The 20469-nt window shown below is 38.2% G+C and carries 17 protein-coding genes and 1 riboswitch; of the genes, 11 read left to right on the plus strand and 6 right to left on the minus strand.

Annotated elements, in window-relative coordinates; translation table 11 throughout:
- Positions 1–203 precede the first annotated feature (203 nt).
- From I4641_RS14445 to I4641_RS14460, 4 genes are all read right to left on the minus strand, one after another.
- Complete coding sequence (locus tag I4641_RS14445) at positions 204–452, minus strand: hypothetical protein (RefSeq protein WP_229641246.1); 249 nt, start codon at positions 450–452, stop codon at positions 204–206.
- Between the two features lie 568 nt (positions 453–1020).
- Complete coding sequence (locus I4641_RS14450; protein ID WP_229641247.1) at positions 1021–2256, minus strand: hypothetical protein; 1236 nt, start codon at positions 2254–2256, stop codon at positions 1021–1023.
- A 229-nt stretch (positions 2257–2485) separates the two neighbouring features.
- The gene (locus I4641_RS14455; protein WP_229641248.1) at positions 2486–4216 is read right to left on the minus strand and encodes an ABC transporter ATP-binding protein; all 1731 of its coding nucleotides are present in this window, start codon (positions 4214–4216) and stop codon (positions 2486–2488) included.
- Positions 4217–4542: 326 nt separating this feature from the next.
- Entirely contained in the window at positions 4543–6522 is a 1980-nt protein-coding gene (locus I4641_RS14460) for an NAD(P)/FAD-dependent oxidoreductase (RefSeq protein WP_229641249.1), read from the minus strand.
- 177 nt (positions 6523–6699) lie between these two features.
- Between I4641_RS14460 and I4641_RS14465 the strand changes: the two genes are divergently transcribed.
- From I4641_RS14465 to I4641_RS14515, 11 genes are all read left to right on the plus strand, one after another.
- A complete protein-coding gene (locus tag I4641_RS14465; protein ID WP_229641250.1) occupies positions 6700–6945 on the plus strand; it encodes a hypothetical protein in 246 nt (81 codons plus the stop codon).
- Between the two features lie 56 nt (positions 6946–7001).
- The gene (locus I4641_RS14470) at positions 7002–7706 is read left to right on the plus strand and encodes a response regulator (RefSeq protein WP_229641251.1); all 705 of its coding nucleotides are present in this window, start codon (positions 7002–7004) and stop codon (positions 7704–7706) included.
- Positions 7707–7711: 5 nt separating this feature from the next.
- Positions 7712–8815: a sensor histidine kinase gene (locus I4641_RS14475; RefSeq protein WP_229641252.1), complete on the plus strand. Its 1104-nt coding sequence runs from the start codon at positions 7712–7714 to the stop codon at positions 8813–8815.
- A gap of 149 nt (positions 8816–8964) precedes the next feature.
- Positions 8965–9783, plus strand: a complete 819-nt coding sequence (locus I4641_RS14480) for a 2OG-Fe(II) oxygenase (protein WP_229641253.1) — start codon at positions 8965–8967, stop codon at positions 9781–9783.
- A gap of 253 nt (positions 9784–10036) precedes the next feature.
- Entirely contained in the window at positions 10037–11305 is a 1269-nt protein-coding gene (locus tag I4641_RS14485; RefSeq protein ID WP_229641254.1) for a glycosyltransferase, read from the plus strand.
- An 82-nt stretch (positions 11306–11387) separates the two neighbouring features.
- A complete protein-coding gene (locus I4641_RS14490; protein ID WP_229641255.1) occupies positions 11388–11966 on the plus strand; it encodes a Crp/Fnr family transcriptional regulator in 579 nt (192 codons plus the stop codon).
- A gap of 184 nt (positions 11967–12150) precedes the next feature.
- Complete coding sequence (locus I4641_RS14495; protein ID WP_229641256.1) at positions 12151–13941, plus strand: SLC13 family permease; 1791 nt, start codon at positions 12151–12153, stop codon at positions 13939–13941.
- Between the two features lie 57 nt (positions 13942–13998).
- Positions 13999–14811: a GGDEF domain-containing protein gene (locus tag I4641_RS14500; protein ID WP_229641257.1), complete on the plus strand. Its 813-nt coding sequence runs from the start codon at positions 13999–14001 to the stop codon at positions 14809–14811.
- Between the two features lie 178 nt (positions 14812–14989).
- A complete protein-coding gene (rimK, locus tag I4641_RS14505; RefSeq protein WP_229641258.1) occupies positions 14990–15895 on the plus strand; it encodes a 30S ribosomal protein S6--L-glutamate ligase in 906 nt (301 codons plus the stop codon).
- A 126-nt stretch (positions 15896–16021) separates the two neighbouring features.
- A riboswitch (cyclic di-AMP (ydaO/yuaA leader) is annotated at positions 16022–16161 on the plus strand.
- Between the two features lie 99 nt (positions 16162–16260).
- Positions 16261–16494, plus strand: a complete 234-nt coding sequence (locus I4641_RS14510) for a hypothetical protein (RefSeq protein WP_229641259.1) — start codon at positions 16261–16263, stop codon at positions 16492–16494.
- A 248-nt stretch (positions 16495–16742) separates the two neighbouring features.
- Positions 16743–18794, plus strand: a complete 2052-nt coding sequence (locus tag I4641_RS14515) for a cation:proton antiporter domain-containing protein (RefSeq protein WP_229641260.1) — start codon at positions 16743–16745, stop codon at positions 18792–18794.
- A gap of 18 nt (positions 18795–18812) precedes the next feature.
- Here I4641_RS14515 and I4641_RS14520 read toward each other — a convergent pair whose 3' ends face one another.
- Entirely contained in the window at positions 18813–20144 is a 1332-nt protein-coding gene (locus I4641_RS14520; protein ID WP_229641261.1) for a deoxyguanosinetriphosphate triphosphohydrolase family protein, read from the minus strand.
- A gap of 84 nt (positions 20145–20228) precedes the next feature.
- Entirely contained in the window at positions 20229–20444 is a 216-nt protein-coding gene (locus tag I4641_RS14525) for a hypothetical protein (RefSeq protein ID WP_229641262.1), read from the minus strand.
- Between the last annotated feature and the right edge of the window lie 25 nt (positions 20445–20469).

Raw genomic sequence — 20469 nt, forward strand, 5'->3', positions numbered from 1 at the left:
ATCATTAGCTATGATTCATATTTGGATTAATAAATTATTAGTGGGATAGGTTCAAAGCAACTCCTTTGCCATAATAAGCTAGATGAACAAACTCTGGATTTAGTTCAATCGCGCGATCAAATGCTTCTACAGATCGATCATATTGTTTCAATCGCCAAAGTATATTTTCTCTTTCCAGCCAGCCTTCAGTAGTAGTATTGCCTTCAGATATTTTCGCTCCTAAAGACGAGATATTTATTTTCTTGCTTGCCAATTAATACCCCCGAACCTTTGCCCTTATTATTGTTAGAAATTTTGACTGATATAGATTTGGCGTATGCTTTTAAACCTGGATCTAGTTGAGCAACTGTTGTAATAGTTTTATTATCTTCTGAATCTAAATTGGGTTGCGCTTGTACTATCTGTGGTTTCTCGGTTAATAATGCTTGAGCGACAAAAGGAAGTTGATGCAAGCATACAACGCGGGCTTCCCTAGACTCGCAACTAGGTATTTCTGCGTTGCACTTATCTAGACCTCGAACAAGTTCAAGGTCCCTGACAGTAAGCAGTCAGCAGACAGTTTCCATTCCCCAGCGTCCCTGGGTACAGTTTTCAAAATGATCCTTCTTACGGCAAACATTTTACGCAGCTACCGAGTTCCTAATTGGAACTATTTCTTAGCTGCAACCATATATGTTTGATTTTCAAGGTGCTTGCTAGCTTTAGTTTTTTGATTATCCGATCTTCGGTAACTAGCGACCCATTGATACGCTCGAAAGTATTATACAATGCCTGAACCCCTTGACATTTGAAGATTATATGAATACTGAAAATTCGCTAACAATTTTCATATAGAGAAATCTACGCTCTCGATCAAGCAAAATAATTGAGCATATTTTGACTTGTGAATGAATCAGACCAAAAATTTAATAACGGAAAAATATGACTTTGGAGATCAACTTTTAAAGCCAAAACTTTTTTTCTAATTGACTCGTCTTGCATCGTTTTGGTACTGCTAGAGATATCTCTGTGTTCTTTAATCTATTTTTGCTTTAAGAGATTTTTACCCGTACTTAATAAATTGCCATCAAAAAAAGTGCGATCAAATCGTTTAATTAAACCTTTGAGATCTTTTTCATGATATCTTCTGATAACAAAATTTATACCATCAACTAAATCTTGACGACCTAATTTAGTTAGAGGTTCGATTAATTCTAAATAAGTACTCTCGCCATAAGCATCGCTGAGATAGCAATTACTAATTAATAGTTCTTTAGAAACATCTTGTTCGGTAAAAGTAGCAGTATTTTTTAATAAATCTAATGCAACCAAGGCAGTCATAGTCTTAACACACTTATCGCACTTGCCACAATTATAATTACCTTGGCTATAGCTAGACTTTTCATTACATACTCTAAGATGTTTTAAAGCTACATCCCATTCTCCCACTAATTTAGTTTTTTCTAGTCTAGATAATGCTGCATTTTCATGACGAATTTGTAATCCTGTATTGCTATATAAAGGATCGATTAAGGGATGAGAACCCCAAGGATCTAAATTAGCATAATCGTAGGTGGAAGCAATGGAAACAGTGGTAAATCTAGGAGCAAAAGTATGGGCGATCGCAGCTAAAAAAGAACCAATATATTCTAACCGCCAAAACTTAAACTCAGGATCTAAATCTCGAAAACTAGCATAGACATTGGTAGAGACTTGAATCAAGCCAATTCCCGCATCTTTTGCCATTGCGGAAACTGCATTAATTACATTTTGAAAACTAGGATCGGTATTACTTTCACCCTCCAAAATTCCGTAAACCAAAATACCATCTTGTATATGACGGGGATGATCTTGGGGAAAACGAAGATGATTGTCCCGTAACATTGCTAAAGCATCAATTCCTCCCGAAAATAATGCTCCTGCTTTGGGGGGTTTGTCAGGAAATAAAACCTTTGTTTGGACGGGTGCTTCAATAGTAATTACTTGACGATCTCCTCCATGCCAATTAATTAAACATTTCATGGCATTAATTAAGCCGTCTTTAACTTCCGAACAAATGGGTTCGGATAAAGCAATTCGTTGCTCTCCATAGCGCATTGCAGGAAGAGTACAGGCTAATAAGAAAGTATTGGGATTGAGATAAAAATCATCTGCGAATTCAGTAGTAGTTTCAAAATAAATATCTTGATTGGGGCGATCACAATTTTCCCAAATCATTTCAGCAATTATTTTAACTTTATCTCCTTGAGTTTCTTTTCTAATATTTTCAATTTTCATAATTTATTTTCTAGATATTCGTTCGTATTAATTTATCTGTAAAAACCCATACGAGTAATTACTTATATTACAGCAAATATTAACACGAAAAAATGGGATAAGTTAGTCTAGAACTTATTTTTTGATTACTGAAAATCAATTTCAATAATTACTATCGAGAATTACTATCAGTAATTAATTATTAAAAAGATAGTCATCCCAATTCAAACCTAAAACTTTTGTTACCAAGTTAATTTGCTTGAAACTGCCTGGCATAAAAACTGGCATATATGCCATGTTTATTTAATAGTTCTTGATGATTGCCAGATTCGACTATTTGACCTTTCTCTAATACCAAAATACGGTCGGCTCGACGAACTGTAGCTAAACGATGAGCAATGACAAATACAGTACGCTCTTGCATAATTCTTTCTAAAGCTTCTTGTACCAAATCTTCTGATTCGGAGTCTAAGGCTGAAGTTGCTTCGTCCAAAATTAGAATGGGAGGATTTAATAAGATAGCGCGAGCAATAGTAATTCTTTGTCTTTGTCCCCCCGATAGATTTACGCCTCTTTCTCCTACATAAGTAAAATAACCTTGAGATAATTCGCTAATAAACTGATGAGCATTAGCAATTTTAGCTGCTTTCTCTATACCTTGTAGATCCAAATCGGTCTTGCCAAAGGCAATATTTTGGGCAATCGTGCCAGAGAATAAAGTTGTTTCTTGAGGTACAATTCCTATTTGCTGTCTCAAGCTTTTGAGGGTAACATTCTTAATATTTACTCCATCAATTAAAATATCTCCTTGATCAACATTGTAGAAACGAGGTAAAAGATTAACTAAAGTTGATTTGCCCGCACCAGAAGATCCTACTAAAGCAATGGTTTCTCCAGGGCTAGCAGTTAGACTCAGATTATTAATTACTGGAGTCTGGGGAACATAAGCAAAACTGACAGAATTATATTCAACTTTACCCGTAACAACCTGTAAAGCGATCGCATTTTTTGGCTCAGTTACACTCGGCTCGATTGCTAACAATTCAAAAATTTTGTCAGCAGATGCTTGTCCTTCTTTGAAGCTATTGTAGTTATTAGTAGTGTGAGTAATCGGATCGATTAATAAAGCGACTCCAGCCAAATAACTGACAAATTCTTTTCCTGTCAGATTGTTCTGAGAAATTTGCCAACCACCCAAGAAAAAAATAGCAACCACACTCATCAAAGTCAGGAAACCAACTACAACAATTTGGAATGCTTTGGCTTTTTCTGCTTGATATTTCGCTTGACAATTACCTTCCGCTTCTTGGGCAAAACGAGACAATTCATAATCTTCTGCTGCAAAAGCTTGGACTAAACGAATCCCGCCTAAAACTTCAGTTAATAATGCCGATAAATTAGAAATTCTGTTTTGACTGCGCCGAAAATACTGTAGAAGCCTTTCGCCAAATGCGCCAATTATTATTGCCATTAAAGGTGCTAAAACCAAGGTTGCCATCGTCAATTGCCAGTTGAGCCACAGCATATATCCCAACACCACAATTAACTGTAAAATACAAGGAACAAAATCATGAAAAAACTGATTGACTACTTCCCCAATGCGATCGATATCTTCTGTTAGGCGATAAGTGAGATCTCCTGTTTTAGCTACTTCAAAATAATTGAGACTCAGCTTTTGTAAATGACTATAAACAACTTTGCGCAAGTTTAAAGCAATAGTCAAAGCAGCCTTTGCCATCAAAGAATCTTGTCCGTACTGCACAATACCTTTGACAATAAAAACAACTGCGGTTAATCCTGCCAATCTAGCAATACTATTGGTATCTCCTCGACCAATATATTCAGTCATTTCTCCTGCCAACCATGCCTGAATTGGCCAGAGAGTGGTAAACAAAAGAGTACAAATAAAAGCCAGGGTTATCGTCGTACTTTGGGGAAGAATAAAAGGAATAAGCTGTAAATAGCTAGAGCGATTCTTCAAAATTCATCTTGGGGGATAGATATTCGTCCTCAGTCTACACTAGAGTTTATCTATTTTGATTGCCTTATTTCCTTGAGTCAATTTAGTTATTAATTAATATATCTAAAAATATATCTAAAAAAAATTGACAAAAAAAAAGTGCGTCATGTACGAGCGCACCCTTCAAGATTGGTAAATAATAATGAATATCTAGTCTTAAATTTATTATTCCACAATTTACTAAATATTTCGATTTGTTCATAAAAGCTTGTCCTAAAATCGTTTATCTTCATCTCTGCTTTAAAAAACTCTGGATTTTAGGGCGATGTTAGTTTTAAATTGGGGATTCACCTTAATTGATAATTTAAACTTAATAACTTCAGCCACAAGCCTGAATTGTGTTTTTCTAACCAAGGCTGCAACAATTTCAGCCAGCCAGGAAACCAACGACTCAAAAGTAAATTTCGCAAAGCATCTTTATTGAAAGAGGAATACGAACCCAGCCAACGAATCATATCTTTGCTTCCTGCCATCTGCCAGATCCACACTAAGAGTGCGGGGTTTTTGCGGGCTGCAATTAGGGCTAGTCTAGTAAAAGTAAGCCAGTCGGTACGATCTTTGATGAAAGTATCTGCTACTTCAGGAGGTTCGTCTGCCAGTAGTCCAAAAAAAGTATTTAACATGGAGTTAATTCGCTGGGGAGGTAAGGTTTTCCCCGTTGGTACCATCATGCCCTTGGAAAATAACCAAGTTACTGAAATATTGCTTTGATAGGCTCTAATTTGGTTCAAGTGCTTAGCAGCAAGTAAGTCATGCTGTAATGCCGTATTTAGAAGATTAGTCAATCTTTCCAAATTACGAACTAACGAACCAAAACCAGTAAAGATCAAAGGAGATTGTAAAGAAGCCGCATCACCAATTGCCAGCAAGCGATCGAAGGCTACAGTGCGATCGCTGTCACTAGTACTAAAATGTCCGGGGATATAGCCAAAAGTAGGCTTTTTCCAAACTAGTTTCTCCATGTCGCAACGGCGATACTCAGGAAGGATAGTAAAGAAATCTTCATACATTTCTAGTAAAGATCCTGGGTTTTCTGGATCTACCTGATGATAATGGAAGAGATAAAAAGTTAATTCTCCATTTCCCCCAGGAAATAATTCCCAAATAAGTTGTCTTCCCCTAGATATATCTCCGTGAGAATTTAAAACATCGCCATAATCTCGATCCCATACTTCATCGGCAAATCCGCTTTCAATTACCGCCCCCACCGTAGGACATACACTATCAAAAGTACGCCCCCCGTTTAGTTGCCAAGCAATGGGGGAAGCTGTACCCATTGCATCGATTAATAGTCTTCCTGTGGCTTGTTTGCTGCTTTGGGTGGGTAGATGAGTTAATTTGACTGTAACTTCTTGAGGGTTAATATCAGCACGAACAAATTCTGTTTCATCCCAAATATCTCCTCCTGCTTGGCATAGTTTATCGCCACAAAAACGGAGCAGTTTTTCGGCATCGATCGCCACATTTAAAACTGTAGGGGTGTGCAATACTTTAGCTTTAAGATGAGGTGGGTTATAAGCATCAAAAAACTTACTAAAACCATCTATATATTCTGCTGCAATGACTGATTCAAATTCATCGGGAGTAAACAAACCCAGATTTATCAAGCTTTGAAATTCGTCGCGGGATATATTCCACTCTCGATTCATTCTACCGAAGGGTAATCTTTCAATTAAGAGTACTCGATAGCCTTTTTGCGCCATTACCGCAGCATGAATGACTCCTAAGGCACCACCCACATAGATAAGATCGTAATCATATTCTACTTCTCGATCTACGGTGCGATCGCTTTTGAAAATTACTTGCTGTGGTTTCTGAGGATTATTTACACCATCGCGCCAACGTTTTTCCCACCAATAAACTCGATTGAGATCGTACTCTCCCTTGGGCATTTTCTGAAAATATTTTACTGTTTTGGGATAAGCTTGCGCCAAAGCTTCAAAAATATTCTGTTGCGATAAATCTATTTCTGGAGGAATGGGATATTTTTGGGGGAATGCTTGACGTATTTCTGTCAATAAATGTTGCTCAATTTGCTTAGCTTGAGCGATCGCTTTTTTTCCCCACTGAAAGATTTTGAGATAAGTTGTGCGTTGTAGTTGCCAGACGAAGATTGATAATTCGCTATCGGTGACATCAAACTGGAGAAGAATGCCATCTTGAGTAGTAGTTTTTTTTCCCTGGTGGGGTTGCCAGGTATTTTGTAACCAATTCCGAACTCCTTCAATGTCAGGAGTAGGTATTTCTGTGTATAGTAATTCTTGCATCTAAAAATATTATTAATTTATATTATTAATTTATCGTTAAGAAGTCTCAAAACCAAAGTTAAATCAATCCCTCGTGGGTTAGACTTACGGGGTTATTTATTTTTGCAACTAAACTCAGACAAAAATAAACATTGATACATAGCTAGTAACTAGTCTCAACACAACATAACCCTATCTATGGATTATCCCATCCCAGCTAGCACAGAGGAAATATTGGCACTAAGAAATAATTCCGTCAATGAAGAAGTTATTGCCACAGCGATCGCGGGTGTCGTAAATATAGCCCGTCAACAAGGTCAATCTTTGGAAGATTTGACTAGGGGTGTTTTGCAAGACGATTGTCTTTTAGACCTCGATCGCCGAAAATGGTTATCCGAATTGGTAGCTCAAGCTTGGGTGATGTTACCCTCCTTAAAGGATTAGAGCTGAAAATTAGTTTTATGTCTAGGTCTGTCCGTTACTCTACAATAATTATTACAATGAAAATTTTAATTGTTGAAGATGAACTAGAAATAGCCGAAATCATCCAAGAATGTCTAGAGGCAGAAGGATTTGACTGTTCTGTCTGCCATGACGGTAATTCTGCTCTCAGACTATATAGCGAACAACAGCCAGACTTAGTGATTCTTGATATCCGACTGCCAGGAATAGATGGATTAGAAGTATGCAATCAAATCCGCTCCAAGCCAGTGACGAACGATCCTTACATTTTGATGCTGACTTCTCGGGGAGAAGAAATAGATCGCATTATTGGTTTATCTACAGGAGCAGATGATTATTATATTAAACCTTTTAGTCCCAGAGAATTAGTCGCTAGGGTACGAGCTTTGCTACGTCGCCGTTTGAGAGATTCTAGTGATTACTCCAAATTAATTAGGACAAATTCTTTTACCATTGATTTAGAACAACACTGTATCAGTCGTCATATTGATACTGATATAGCTGAACAGCTAGACTTATCTTCTTCAGAGTTTAAGCTCATGGTTTTATTTCTCAAACACCCTAGCAGGGTATGGGAACGAGGACAACTAATTGAAAAACTATGGGGGGATGATTTCTTTGGTGAAGAACGAGTAATTGATACTCACATTGCTAGATTACGCAAAAAAGTTGAACCAGAAGCAGGTAAGCCCAGATTTATTCAAACCGTTGTTGGTGTTGGCTACAAATTTGAAGATTTTTAACAGCAATGGTCAAACTAAACTTACAAGCCCGACTCTTTTTTTCCCATATTTTAGTCACGATTGTTGGAGTAACGGCTTCTTCTGTCGTTGGTAATTTCTTTTCCCCTCGCTTTTTTCAAATCCATGTCAGAGCTTTAGAAGGAAAAGGCTTGAATATTCGTACCGCCCATGCTCAACTATTAGCAGTGTTTGAAACGGCTTGGGCAAGAGGTAATTTCTGGTCTTTTTTAATCGGTACATTAGCAGCAGCAATGCTTAGTTATTGGCTGGCGAAAAGAATAGTTCAACCGTTAAATGAAATGGAAACTATTGTCGAGCAATTTGCTAATGGGAAACTAGATGAAAGAATGTCTCATCTGGAAATACCAGAATTAGATCGTCTGGCAATGGGATTTAATCGCATGGCAACTAGCCTTGAGGAAGTAGAAGAAAGACGAAGGGAAATTATCGACGATCTTACCCATGAGTTGCGAACGCCATTAACGATTATTCGGGGACGACTAGAAGAAATAGCGGATGGTATTATTGTTGCTAACGATCGCGTATATTCACGTTTGATCCGTGAAACCAAGCGTTTACAACGTTTACTCAACGATCTACAGGAATTATCCCAGGCAGAATCAGGCAACCTCTCTTTAAATTTAAAACCAACTAATTTACGCCAGATTCTTGAACCACTAACAGAAAGGTTTAGCGAGCAATTACTTGATAGCGATCGCGCTTTAATTTTAGACTGTCCGAACAATTTGCCCTATATCATCGCTGACAGCGATCGCCTGGAGCAAGTTTTAGTTAATTTACTCAGCAATGCTATTCGTCATACTCCTGAAGGTTTGATTACTATTAAAGCTTGGAGTGTAAACAATCGAGTTTGGATATCCGTTAGCGATACAGGTTCGGGGATTGCCGAAGAAGAATTGGGTCATGTATTTCGGCGGTTTTGGCGATCGCAATCATCCCGAACCCAAAGATATGGCGGGACTGGGATCGGGTTGGCAATTTGTAAGCGTTTGGTAGAACTACATCAAGGAGAAATATTTGTTGACAGTCAGCCCAATGTAGGCAGTACTTTCAAGTTTTTCTTACCCATCTTAAGATGGATCGAATAGATGGTCTAGCAAATTCTCAGCGAGCAGAACCAATCTAATCTAGATTTTCACTACTTTGTCAAAATTGACATCAACTTGGCATAACAATGCAACGCTAATTTGGTAAGTTACCAAAAATTAAATGCTAAATTTTCACTGGATGTGTAATTATGACTGCTGCGTTGACCGATCTTGATCTAAACAATAACTATGAAAACAACTGTCTAGATTTAGGTGCTTTTTCCCAGGCACTGAATAAATTACAAAATAGATCGGCATCATTGCGTCAGTCTTATAAATCAGCAAAACCTTATCCCCACGTTGTCATAGACAATCTTTTTGCCCCCGAACTTTTAGATCGTTTAGTTGCGGATTTTCCTAAGCAAGAAAATAGAAACTGGCTCGTTTGGGATACCAAGCACGAACTAAAGACTACATCGAAAGGTATAAATGGATTGTCTTTATTTACTCAGATGTTTTGCCTCTGGCTCAATTCTCAAGACGTAATTAGCACCATAGAGTCAATCGTCGATATTGATAACCTAGTTGGAGATCCCCTGTTTCATGGTGCGGGTTTACACGAAATGTATCGGGATGGCTGGTTGGAGATGCACGCGGACTATACCAAACACTTTAGTTTGCCTTTGATGCGACGAATTAATATCTTGATCTATCTCAATCGAGATTGGGATACTAGTTGGGGTGGCGAGTTAAAGCTGCAAAATCCTGAAAATAAGCAAGATAGCATAAGTTATCCGCCCAACTTCAACCGCACTATCATTTTCCCGACTACCGCTAAAACTTTACATGGTGTACCCAATCATCTTGCTTGCCCTCTAAATTGTAGTCGTAAGTTACTGTCAATTTACTATTGGACTCCAGTTCCTATGCCCTTGTGGTCAAAAATGGGAACTCCTTTACTTTGGGCATCAGATTCTAAGAAAAACTTGAAAAATTGGTTTGTCAATAAAATAGTCAGTAATTCTTGATTAGAGAATGAAGAGTTGTGTCAAGATTAACATCTGTCTGACATAGCAATGAAAGAACCGCTTGTTAACTTAACAATATAAATCAACTTATAAATCAACTTATAAATCAATTATTTACTTGCTTCAAGTAGGTTTTCACTACTGGAGGAAAAACTATGACCAGTTGCCCTTTCTGCTCCCAAAATTTACTTTCCCATCTACGTTCCCACGATCGCTATTAGTATTGTCAACATTTTTGGAATATTTTAGAATTATGCAACCACTTCAGACTATCGCTTTAATCTCAGTCCATAGTGACCCTGCTAATGAAACTGGTAGACAAAATATATATGTGCGTCAAGTAGGGGAAGCATTGTCTCGTATGGGTTGGCAGGTTGATATGTTTACCCGCAAAACTGAGATTAACCAAGAAGAAATAGTACAACATAATCCTTTATGTCGAACTATTCGCCTTACTGCGGGGGCAAAACAGTTTATTCGTCAAGAAAAATTGATTGGTTGTCTACCACAGTTTTTACAACAACTATTAAAATTTCAAGCAGAGAATAATCTTCAATATCGCTTAATTCATACCAATTACTGGCTTTCTGCATGGGTGGGTATGGAACTCAAAAAAATTCAATCCTTAAAACATATTCATACCTATCATTCATTAGGGGCAGTTAAATATATTGGAGAGCAGCAGCTTGACAATCTAGCAAAGAGTCGTCTGGAAATTGAAAAAACTTGTCTAGAAACAGCAGATCTCAATATTGCTACCTGTCCCCAACAAAGAGATTATCTTAGAGATTTGGTTTCAGATCGGGGGAATATAGAAATTATTCCTGGCGGCACAGACATCGATTTATTCGGCTCGATATCTCAAATTAAAGCAAGGCAAAAACTAGAAATTGAACCAGATCAATTTAACATACTCTATGTAGGTGGATTCGATCGCGATCGGGGAGTTGAAACCCTAGTCAAAGCTATTAGTAAACCTCAATTACATAGCAAGGCCAATATTCGTCTAACGTTGATTAATGACTCTTGCAAGATCAACATTATAGAACAAAAACGAATTGAGAAACTAGTTTGGGACGCGGGGCTTGATAACATCACTACTTTTGTCTCAAGATTTAGCCGATCGCAATTAGCTGTCTATCATGCTGCTGCCGATGTCTGCGTTGTTCCCAGCCATTATAATCCTTCAGGAATGGTAGCTATGGATGCGATGGCAAGCGGTACCCCTGTAATTGCTTCTAATTTAGGTGGCTTAAAATATGTAATCGAAGATCAAAAAAATGGTCTATTGTTTCCCTCTCAAAATTCATTTTTGTTAGCTAGAGCTATTTTTCACCTACTTACCAAACCACAATTGCGCTTGAGAATGAGTGTTATGGCTAGAGAAAGAGTATTTGAACTATTTACTTGGGATGGTGTGGCACAACAGCTTAATGAAATTTATCTAGAGCAAATAGGACGACAAAATCTTGAGTTACTAGATAAGTCATTGAGTTATTCAATTCAGGCGATTAAAGCATAAATTTAGTTTCAAGATATCCTAATTTTCAAACTAACGCCAAAATTATTATCTAAGAAATCAAAGGAGAATTAATAGATTATTGATGTTAGAAAGTACTAAATGTAAATGGCTGGTAAAAACCTTCGAGGGTGGAGAGAAAGTTAGGATTGACCCCGATACTCTATATTTAATCAAACAAGGGGCAGTTAAAATTAGTACTTACGACTTATCAGGCAAAACAATAATTTTAGGATATTGGGGTAAGGGAGATGTCGTTGGTCAATCTTTAACTAAGATCGACCCTTATGAAATAAAATGTCTAATTTCTACAGAAGTAGACTGTGTACCTTACCCAGATTGGCATCAAGTAGCCAAAGAAATACGTAGTTGTTATCAAGATGCTGAAAAACTGCTCTATATTTTGGGTCAAAATGGCGTAGAAGAAAAATTGCTAGAACTTCTAATTTATCTTGGCAATAAATTTGGCTCTATTCAAGCTAATGGTAAAGCAATTTTATTACCTTTGAGTCATAGAGAATTAGCTGAATTCTTAGGAGCTACTAGAGTAAGTATTACCAGATCGATGAACAAATTACAAAGTAAAAAGCTAATTGAATATCCTAAAAGAGGAACAATTATTTTACATACATCTCAAATTTCCAGACTAAATTATAAAATTTAATTATTCAGTTTTGAAAGGAGTCCTTGATCATGATTATAGGTTTATTATTCCAGCTACTTGTTTTCTTTTTTATTGCTTTTAATATATTACTACTCACCAAGCTTTTTCCTGTGGAACAAAAGCGTAAAAGAAAAGTAACAACCAGAAAAGCCTAAATTCATTTAATTTATAAATTAAATACTAGATGACTATATTCTTAACTTTGGGTGTAGTAATTGTTGCCCTAATCTGTTTTATTACAGAATGGTTGCCTGTAGATATTACGGCTCTTTGTGTGGCGGTAGTTTTAGTTCTATTAGGATTAGTTACTCCCGATGAAGGTATAGCGGGGTTTGGTAATTCTGCCACCATTACCGTGATGGCGATGTTTATTCTTAGTGCGGGAATTACTCGTACTGGAGTAATCCAAATCTTTCGCGATTTATTACTGAGGTGGGGAGGCAAAAGTATTACCCGTCAGATATTGGTAATGGGTTTGCTCGTCGGGCCAATTTCAGGATTTATTAACAATACCGCAGTAGTGGCTATATTTCTACCAATTATCGAAGACTGGTGTAAAAAAAGAGGTATATCTCCCTCTAAGCTGCTGATGCCTCTATCTTTCGTGACTATTTTGGGAGGCATGATTACCTTAATTGGTACTTCGACTAACATTTTGGCGAGCGGTATCGCTAAAGATTTGGGCTACCAAGAATTTAGTCTGTTTCAGTTCACTAAATTGGGTATTGTGACTTTTTTAGTTGGTTTAGCATATCTTGCTTTTGTAGCCCCTCGCCTGTTACCCAATCGTAAAGACTTAAATAGCGATCGCGTTAGTGAAGACTATGGTTTAGAAGATTATGTGACTGAAGTAATTGTTAAACCTGGTTCTAAATTAATTGGTAAAACATTGCGATCGTCTAAGTTGAGACAAAATTCTGCTGTCGATATCCTAGAAATTATTCGCAATGGCGAAAGATTACCTCAGCCCGTAGCCAATCAAACCATTTATGCCAACGATCTGTTGATGGTGCGAGGTAAAACTGAAGATGTTTTGCAGATTCGTACCGAACAGGGTATAGATATATTGCCAGACATCAAATTCAATCAACAAAATCTAGAAACTGAACTAAGTTCGGCAAATGAAGGTATTGCTGAAGTATTGATCTTATCTAACTCTCGTTTAATCGGCACAACTCTAAAAGATTTAAGATTTCGCCAACGCTATAACTTAACGGTGTTAGCCATTCGGCGCGGAGAGGAATTAATTAGAGACAGGTTGGGTAGAGTCAGCTTAAAATTCGGTGATCTACTGTTGGTGCAGGGTGCAAAACAAAGCTTGCTCGGTTTACAAACTACCAGAGAGTTACTGGTAATCGAGCAAAAAGAGCCAGAATTTATCCGTCGCAACAAAGCCTGGTTGGCGGTAGGGATTGTTTTGGGAGTTATCTTACTCGCTGCTTTTGATATCCTACCGATTTTGGTCAGTGCTTTGGCTGGTGTCGTGCTGATGATTGTTACTGGCTGTCTTAAACCTGGAGAAATCTACGGTGCGGTAAGATGGGACGTAATTTTTCTTTTGGCGGGGTTAATCCCTTTAGGTACGGCAATGGAAAACTCTGGGGCGACTAAATGGCTGGCAGATAATCTGATGGTAGTAGGTGGCAATTTTAGCGGTTATTGGATTTTGTTGTTCTTCTTTGTGATTACTTCTCTACTGACAGAGATCCTTTCTAATAACGCTTCAGTAGTTTTACTAATTCCCATTGCAGCCAAAGTAGCTGAGTCTCTCAATCTCAATCCAGTGGCGATGATGTTTGCCGTCACCTTTGCAGCATCTAATAGCTTTATGACTCCCATTGGCTATCAAACAAATACTATGGTGTATAGCCCAGGAGGGTATAAATTTAGCGACTTTTTCCGCGTTGGCGCACCTTTAAATTTGATTATGGCGATCGTAACACCCTTGCTAATTATGAAATTCTACGGATTGTAATTTGCTTTACATGAGCTATCTTAGCGTTACCACCAATTCCAAGATAAGTCAGTATTAATGTCTAAGCACTATGTCAGATTAGTAGGATTAATTGCAGTTTTATTGATTAGTGTTTTAGACTATTTCATTGTCGTTGATATTTCTCTGTCTATTCTCTATTTACTGCCTATTGTCTTCACTAGTTGGCATGGTACGAGGCGGTTTTCAAGTCTTTTGGTGTTCGTTAGCAGTGTTGGCTGGTTTTTGGCAGAGTTTTCAGCTAAAGAAAATCTAAATTTTGCTATTCTGCTTTGGAATACGGCAGTTAGATTAATTGTCTTTTTGACTATAGCTCATCTTTTATCTAGCCTAAAATTAGCCTATGAACGAGAAAAAACCCTGTCCCAAACCGATGGATTGACGAAAATAGTTAATCGGAGATTTTTTTTAGAAATATTAGACACAGAGTACCAGCGATCGCTACGTTATGACTGTTGTTTTACCTTGGCTTATTTGGATTTGGATAACTTCAAACAGATTAACGATCGCTTTGGACACCAGACAGGAGACGATCTGTTAAAGCTGGTGGCACAAACCCTGCAAAAAAATATCCGTGAAATTGATACGGTAGCCCGCTTGGGGGGAGACGAATTTGCCTTACTTTTACCCGAAACAAACTATCAAAATGGCAAGCTTGTTTTAAACCGTCTTCAACAACAGTTAATGACAGAGATTACAGCTTATTCTCCCCCAGTCAGCACAAGTATTGGAACAATTACATTTTTGAATGTACCCGAATCGGTGGATAAAATACTAGAATCTGTAGATAATCTGATGTATAAAGTTAAAAAAAGTGGCAAAAACGGAATTGAACATCAGCTATTTCCATAAGTCTAATCATCAGAAATCCTTAAAGATTGTAAATTTATCAAAATTGACATCGAAAAGACATCTAATTGATAGATAGTTTGTTTATCTTAGACAGGCTCAAAAACTGTTAATATCCTCTTTCTGGGCTTAATAAAGCAGTCACCCTTTTATATCGCTAAAACTTTGTTCCAAAACACAAATGAAAATTGCTATTCTATCTCAAGATTCCTCTTTATACTCCACCAGAAGACTTAAAGAAGCGGGGGAAGAACGAGAGCATCAAATACGGGTGATTCCTTATTTGCGCTGCTATATGAATATTACTTCTCGTCGTCCCAGCATCATATTTAATGGTACTCCCTTAGAAAACTTTGATGCTGTGATCCCTCGAATTGGTGCATCGAGAACATTTTACGGTACAGCAGTTGTACGTCAATTTGAAGTCATGGGAGTGTTTAGTGCTAACGAATCTCAAGCTATTTCCCGCAGTCGCGACAAACTACGCTGTATGCAAATCCTGGCTAGAGAAGGAGTAGGTTTGCCAGTAACTGGTTTTGCTCATGCTACCCAAGACATTGACGGTTTGATTGAAACCGTGGGAGGCGCACCTTTAGTGATCAAGCTTTTGGAAGGAACTCAGGGAATTGGCGTAGTTCTAGCTGAAACCTATCAGGCTGCCAAATCAGTAATTGAAGCATTTAGAGGTTTAGATGCCAATATTTTGGTGCAAGAATATATCAAAGAAGCAGGAGGCGCAGACATACGCTGTTTTGTTGTAGGGGGAGAAGTAATTGCAGCGATGAAGCGTCAGGGAGCAAAAGGGGAATTTCGTTCTAATTTACATCGAGGTGGTAATGCTGAGAAAATCGATCTTTCTGTGGAAGAGAGAACCACCGCAATTAAAGCAGCCAAAGCGATGGGCTTGAATGTAGCGGGGGTTGATTTACTTCGTTCTAACCATGGTCCTGTAATTATGGAAGTCAATTCCTCTCCTGGATTAGAGGGAATTGAGAAAGCGACGGAAATGGATGTGGCGGGAAAAATTATTGAATATGTGGTTCAAAATGCAGAGCCTAATAATGTCAAAGACTCAATCAAATATTAAAACTAAAACTCCCTTTTTATTTAGGATCGATAAAATTCAGTATTTGACAAAACTGACATAAGAAAAACACACTCTAGAAACATTGGTTGATTAATATGCAAATTACAAATTAAATAAGCACAAAAAGAGTTCAGTCAGCCTAGTTCTATAGTCAGATATAGAAGCGGGGGAACCAATACAGGGGGCGTATTTCTACTATAGGTAGTCAGGGACATCTCTCAGTCCTAGCCCGTCAGCTAACCTCGTCGGCATTGAGAGGAGATTGAAGAAACAGTATTTTTATATTGTTTTCATCACGATCCTTAGTTACTAACTGCTCTCTACAACTAGCTATTTTGCTTTAGTTACCAAGGAGATTTAGATTTATGTTTAAAATTGGCGATCGTGTCCAGCATCAAACAACAGGGATTACTGGCAAGGTAATTGGCTATGGATATCGACAAGTCAACGACCGCTACTATAAAACTACTATCAAGGTAGAATTGCTCTCCTATTTTCCGATTAAGCCAATAGCAGAAGATTTAGCAGATCGATGGATCAGACAGGACGCGAAAATACTAACTCTTTCTTTGCCTAAATTAAAATTGTTGTCTCATTGAGATAAATTGCGACACATCTACATTTTTTTTCTAACTTGCCAATTAGCAATATTTGTTTAATTGGCAGGTCATACCTCACTTATATTTAAGACAGCCAGGTTTTATCTGACTGGCTTTTTTTTGAACCTATCATTTAGCAGAATTACTCCTATTAGTCTTAATCTCAGAAGCAAGATCGATCGGATTGGTATCGACCGACAAAGTAATTGTCAAGATTGAAACTTCTAGCATCACGCCCCAAAACCAATATGGAATTAATCTCAGCCACGATACGCGAACCTATTTTCACCTTTGCCCTACTACTAGGAATTATTTTTATAGTTCCACCGATCTTTGAAAAATTAAAGTTGCCAGGCTTGGTAGGACTCTTAATAGCAGGGGTAATCTTTGGCAGCAGTGGCTTGAGTTTACTAGATAGTAAGTCAGAGACCATGGTTCTTTTGGCAGATATTGGCAAAATCTATCTGATGTTTGTGGCAGGATTAGAAATTGACATGGAGCAGTTTCGTCGTACTAGAAATCGTTCGATGGGATTTGGTTTTGCTACTTTTGCCGTTCCCTTAATTGCTGGAATTTTGGTCGGAAAAGCATTCGGTTTTGGCTGGAATACAGCGGTTTTAATTGGCTCTCTCTTAGCTTCCCATACCCTGCTGGCGTATCCCATCGTCAAACGATTAGGGGTAGTCAATGACGAAGCAGTCACGGTCACGATTGGGGCAACTATATTTACTGATATTGGTTCTTTGCTGGTATTGGCAATATGTTTAGGGGTAAACCAGGGAGATTTTACCGCGATCGATTTGGGTATATTATTAGGCTCTTTGATTATTTATACCTTAGTGGTGCTGTTGGGCTTAGATCGTTTGGGTAAATCCTTTTTCCGCCGTTCTAAAAACGACCAGGGCAATCAATTTCTGTTTATACTCTTGGCATTGTTTGTTGCTTCAGTGGGGGCGCAGGCAATTGGCATTGAAAAAATTGTCGGGGCTTTTTTAACGGGATTGGCGGTTAATGATGTTATCGGTGATGGGCCAGTTAAAGAAAAAGTAGAATTTATCGGTTCGGTCTTGTTTATTCCTATTTTCTTTGTGGATATGGGCTTGCTGATTGACTTGGACGCTTTTCAGGATGTTTTTCGCTCTGTGGGTATTCCGCTCTCCATTGTCGGAGCATTAATTTTAAGCAAGTTTATTGCAGCTTGGATCGCCAAAATAGCCTATCGCTATAGCTGGCAACAAACTATAACCATGTGGTCGCTATCGTTACCCCAGGTGGCAGCAACTCTGGCTGCTGCTTTGATTGGTTTTCAGGCACAGATTATTAACGAGCGGGTCTTTAACAGCGTTATCTTATTAATGTTGGTAACTTCGATCGCCGGCCCTTTAATTACCTCTCGTGCTGCTGCTCAGTTGAATAGTCAAGATTCACCTGAAAGGGAAAGGGATCGAGAATTTACTAGTGATGCTCCTGTGGCGAAAGGTTTACGAGTGGTCGTTCCCGTATATAATCCCCAAACAGAACGTTATTTATTGCAGTTAGCTTCTTTGTTGACCCGTAAAGATGAGGGAGAAATTATCCCTTTGGCGATCGCTAAAGCTGAATCCCGCTTAGATTCTCCTCAACTAAATGTAGATGTAGAACGGTGTCAAAAATTGCTCGCTCAAGCTCAATCCATAGGCGAAGAATTAGGCATAGTGGCTCAACCAGAGTTAAGAATTGCCTATGATATTGCTCAAGGTATTAGTCATGCCAGTCGAGAAGTCAATGCTGATTTAATTGTCTTAGGATTTGATAATTTAAGGAGCTTTCGCTCTCTTTTATTTAGCTCTGTTACCGATAGTGTACTTTGGTCGGCACACTGTTCGGTAGTCATGGCTAGTATGCATGATTCTCCTCTAAAAATTAGACGTATTTTAGTACCAGTAGAAAGCTTCTATCCTGTTGGGTTGCGTCCGATTCGTTTTGCTCAAAACTTAATTACTGAAGGCACGGAAATTACCTTGCTCCATGTCTGCCCCTATGGGAGTTCTCAAGAACGTAAAACCCATCTACACAATAAATTAGAAACTATCGGCAAACATTTTTTACCTGATACTAGGCTAGATATTCAGGTAACGGCTCAAAACAATTTTGTACGGGAAATTTTAAACGCCAGCAAAACTCATGAGCTAGTAATCTTGCGATCGCAACGTCAGCGCGTCGGCGTAGATAGTTTGGCTCTGGGTGCTACTACCAAGCCTTTAATTCAGAATTTGAACTGTTCGATTATTTTACTCGGAGAATTATCAAGCTTTGACTAACCAACTAGACTTTGAATATTAATGCCAATTATCCAAAAAAGAGCCTTGGCTAATTCCAATTAAACGGCGGTACTGCACCACTGCTTCGGTTTCACTTAACCCTGCAATAATATCTACTGCCATCCGAATCTTTTCCAAACACATCTCGGTTTTATTGCCAGTATGCTCCTCAATTTCCAAGAATTCCCTGACAAAGCGAGGGGGAATAAAACTTAAATCGCGATCGCGAATTGCTTCTAAATAAATTTCAAATAGAGTCTTGATAATTCTTTTTTGTCCATATCTTTGGGTAGCTAAACGAGGAGCGGAAATAACATAAGACCAAACAATACGCTGTAAAAATCTCAACTCTTCTTCTCGATTGCGATTGTATTTTAAATAACCGCGATCGCCATATTCTGTAGTCAATTCTACAGAATGAATATAAGTTTGAATTAGCTGGGAACTAATACGCTTAATCTGAGCTTTTTGCTCGAACGAACCTGGAGGATATTGTCCTTTGAGGTTATAAGTAGCATTGAGAAAATTTTGAAATCGGTGAGGATTGGCTTTGACTACTTTAGCCACCCAATTGTGAGGAGATTCCCTCAGCCATTTATTAATAAAACGATCCAATTCATCCCAATCTGTAGCCAACAACTCCAGAGGAATTAAACCAGCCAAATAAAAATCTTCCAAATCATGAACGCTATAGGTAATATCATCGGCAAAATCCATAATACTAGCTTCAATGGATTGAGTATCACTACCCTCTGGTTTGGCAAATTCAAACCCTTGACGATCTAAGTCATAAATAGAATATTTGCGATGCCTTTTACTAGTAGGATCGGCAGATCTCAACCAAGGATACTTCAAGACAGCATTAAGAGTAGCTTTAGTTAAATTTAGACCATAATAATCAATACGGTGAATTGCCAATCGCGTCAAAATGCGAAACGATTGAGCATTCCCCTCAAAACCGTCCGATAAACCAGCCTTAACCGCACAATTATCTAATTCTTCCTCCGCAGTATGACCGAAGGGAGGATGTCCCAAATCGTGGGCTAAAGCAGCAGATTCTACTACATCTGGATCGATTCCCCCAATAGCTGCTGCGACATCAGGCTGTTCCTCCACCAATCTTTCTGCTAATCTACGAGCTACCTGTGCTACCTTTAAAGAATGAGTTAGACGATTGTGAAAGACATGGCCTTCTTGCGCCGTGACTACTTGAGTAATCTGGGCTAAACGTCGAAATGCCGAAGAATACAAAATGCGATCGCGATCGACTTGAAATGATTTGCGACTGTCTCCTGGTTTATCTCCTTTATTTCCAAACGGCTTGTGTTGTCTTTGTTGTCTTTCCAACATAAACCCTCAATCTTCAAAAAAGACGTACTCTCATCTCGATAGTACGCCTTAACCAAATTTTTAGCCGTAGTTTGAACGGGAAAATTACAAAATTTCTAAATCCCAGGTAGAATTAAACTTTACTTTTCCTTCTTCCACTAAACCCCAAGCAGCTTCTTTGAGAGTGCGATGAGACAAGTTTGCTTCTACTCCCAAGTTCAGTCCCAGTTGTTGCAAGCTCATAGGGGTTTGATGCTCTTGTAGTTCGGCTAATAGTAAATCCCTAGTCTGTTCTACTTGTTCGACAGCAGATAGTTTCATGTACTTGTACTGATTAAAATTAAAA

This window comes from Waterburya agarophytonicola KI4 (assembly GCF_020640915.1).
Lineage (GTDB): Bacteria > Cyanobacteriota > Cyanobacteriia > Cyanobacteriales > Xenococcaceae > Waterburya > Waterburya agarophytonicola.

Bases quoted from the DNA above. Each gene is read 5' to 3' on its own strand.
- I4641_RS14450 (WP_229641247.1), bottom strand. From the start codon at position 2,256: ATGAAAATTGAAAATATTAGAAAAGAAACTCAAGGAGATAAAGTTAAA.
- I4641_RS14460 (WP_229641249.1), bottom strand. From the start codon at position 6,522: ATGCAAGAATTACTATACACAGAAATACCTACTCCTGACATTGAAGGA.
- I4641_RS14465 (WP_229641250.1), top strand. From the start codon at position 6,700: ATGGATTATCCCATCCCAGCTAGCACAGAGGAAATATTGGCACTAAGA.
- I4641_RS14470 (WP_229641251.1), top strand. From the start codon at position 7,002: ATGAAAATTTTAATTGTTGAAGATGAACTAGAAATAGCCGAAATCATC.
- I4641_RS14475 (WP_229641252.1), top strand. From the start codon at position 7,712: ATGGTCAAACTAAACTTACAAGCCCGACTCTTTTTTTCCCATATTTTA.
- I4641_RS14480 (WP_229641253.1), top strand. From the start codon at position 8,965: ATGACTGCTGCGTTGACCGATCTTGATCTAAACAATAACTATGAAAAC.
- I4641_RS14485 (WP_229641254.1), top strand. From the start codon at position 10,037: ATGCAACCACTTCAGACTATCGCTTTAATCTCAGTCCATAGTGACCCT.
- I4641_RS14490 (WP_229641255.1), top strand. From the start codon at position 11,388: ATGTTAGAAAGTACTAAATGTAAATGGCTGGTAAAAACCTTCGAGGGT.
- I4641_RS14495 (WP_229641256.1), top strand. From the start codon at position 12,151: ATGACTATATTCTTAACTTTGGGTGTAGTAATTGTTGCCCTAATCTGT.
- I4641_RS14500 (WP_229641257.1), top strand. From the start codon at position 13,999: ATGTCTAAGCACTATGTCAGATTAGTAGGATTAATTGCAGTTTTATTG.
- rimK (WP_229641258.1), top strand. From the start codon at position 14,990: ATGAAAATTGCTATTCTATCTCAAGATTCCTCTTTATACTCCACCAGA.
- I4641_RS14510 (WP_229641259.1), top strand. From the start codon at position 16,261: ATGTTTAAAATTGGCGATCGTGTCCAGCATCAAACAACAGGGATTACT.
- I4641_RS14515 (WP_229641260.1), top strand. From the start codon at position 16,743: ATGGAATTAATCTCAGCCACGATACGCGAACCTATTTTCACCTTTGCC.
- I4641_RS14520 (WP_229641261.1), bottom strand. From the start codon at position 20,144: ATGTTGGAAAGACAACAAAGACAACACAAGCCGTTTGGAAATAAAGGA.
- I4641_RS14525 (WP_229641262.1), bottom strand. From the start codon at position 20,444: ATGAAACTATCTGCTGTCGAACAAGTAGAACAGACTAGGGATTTACTA.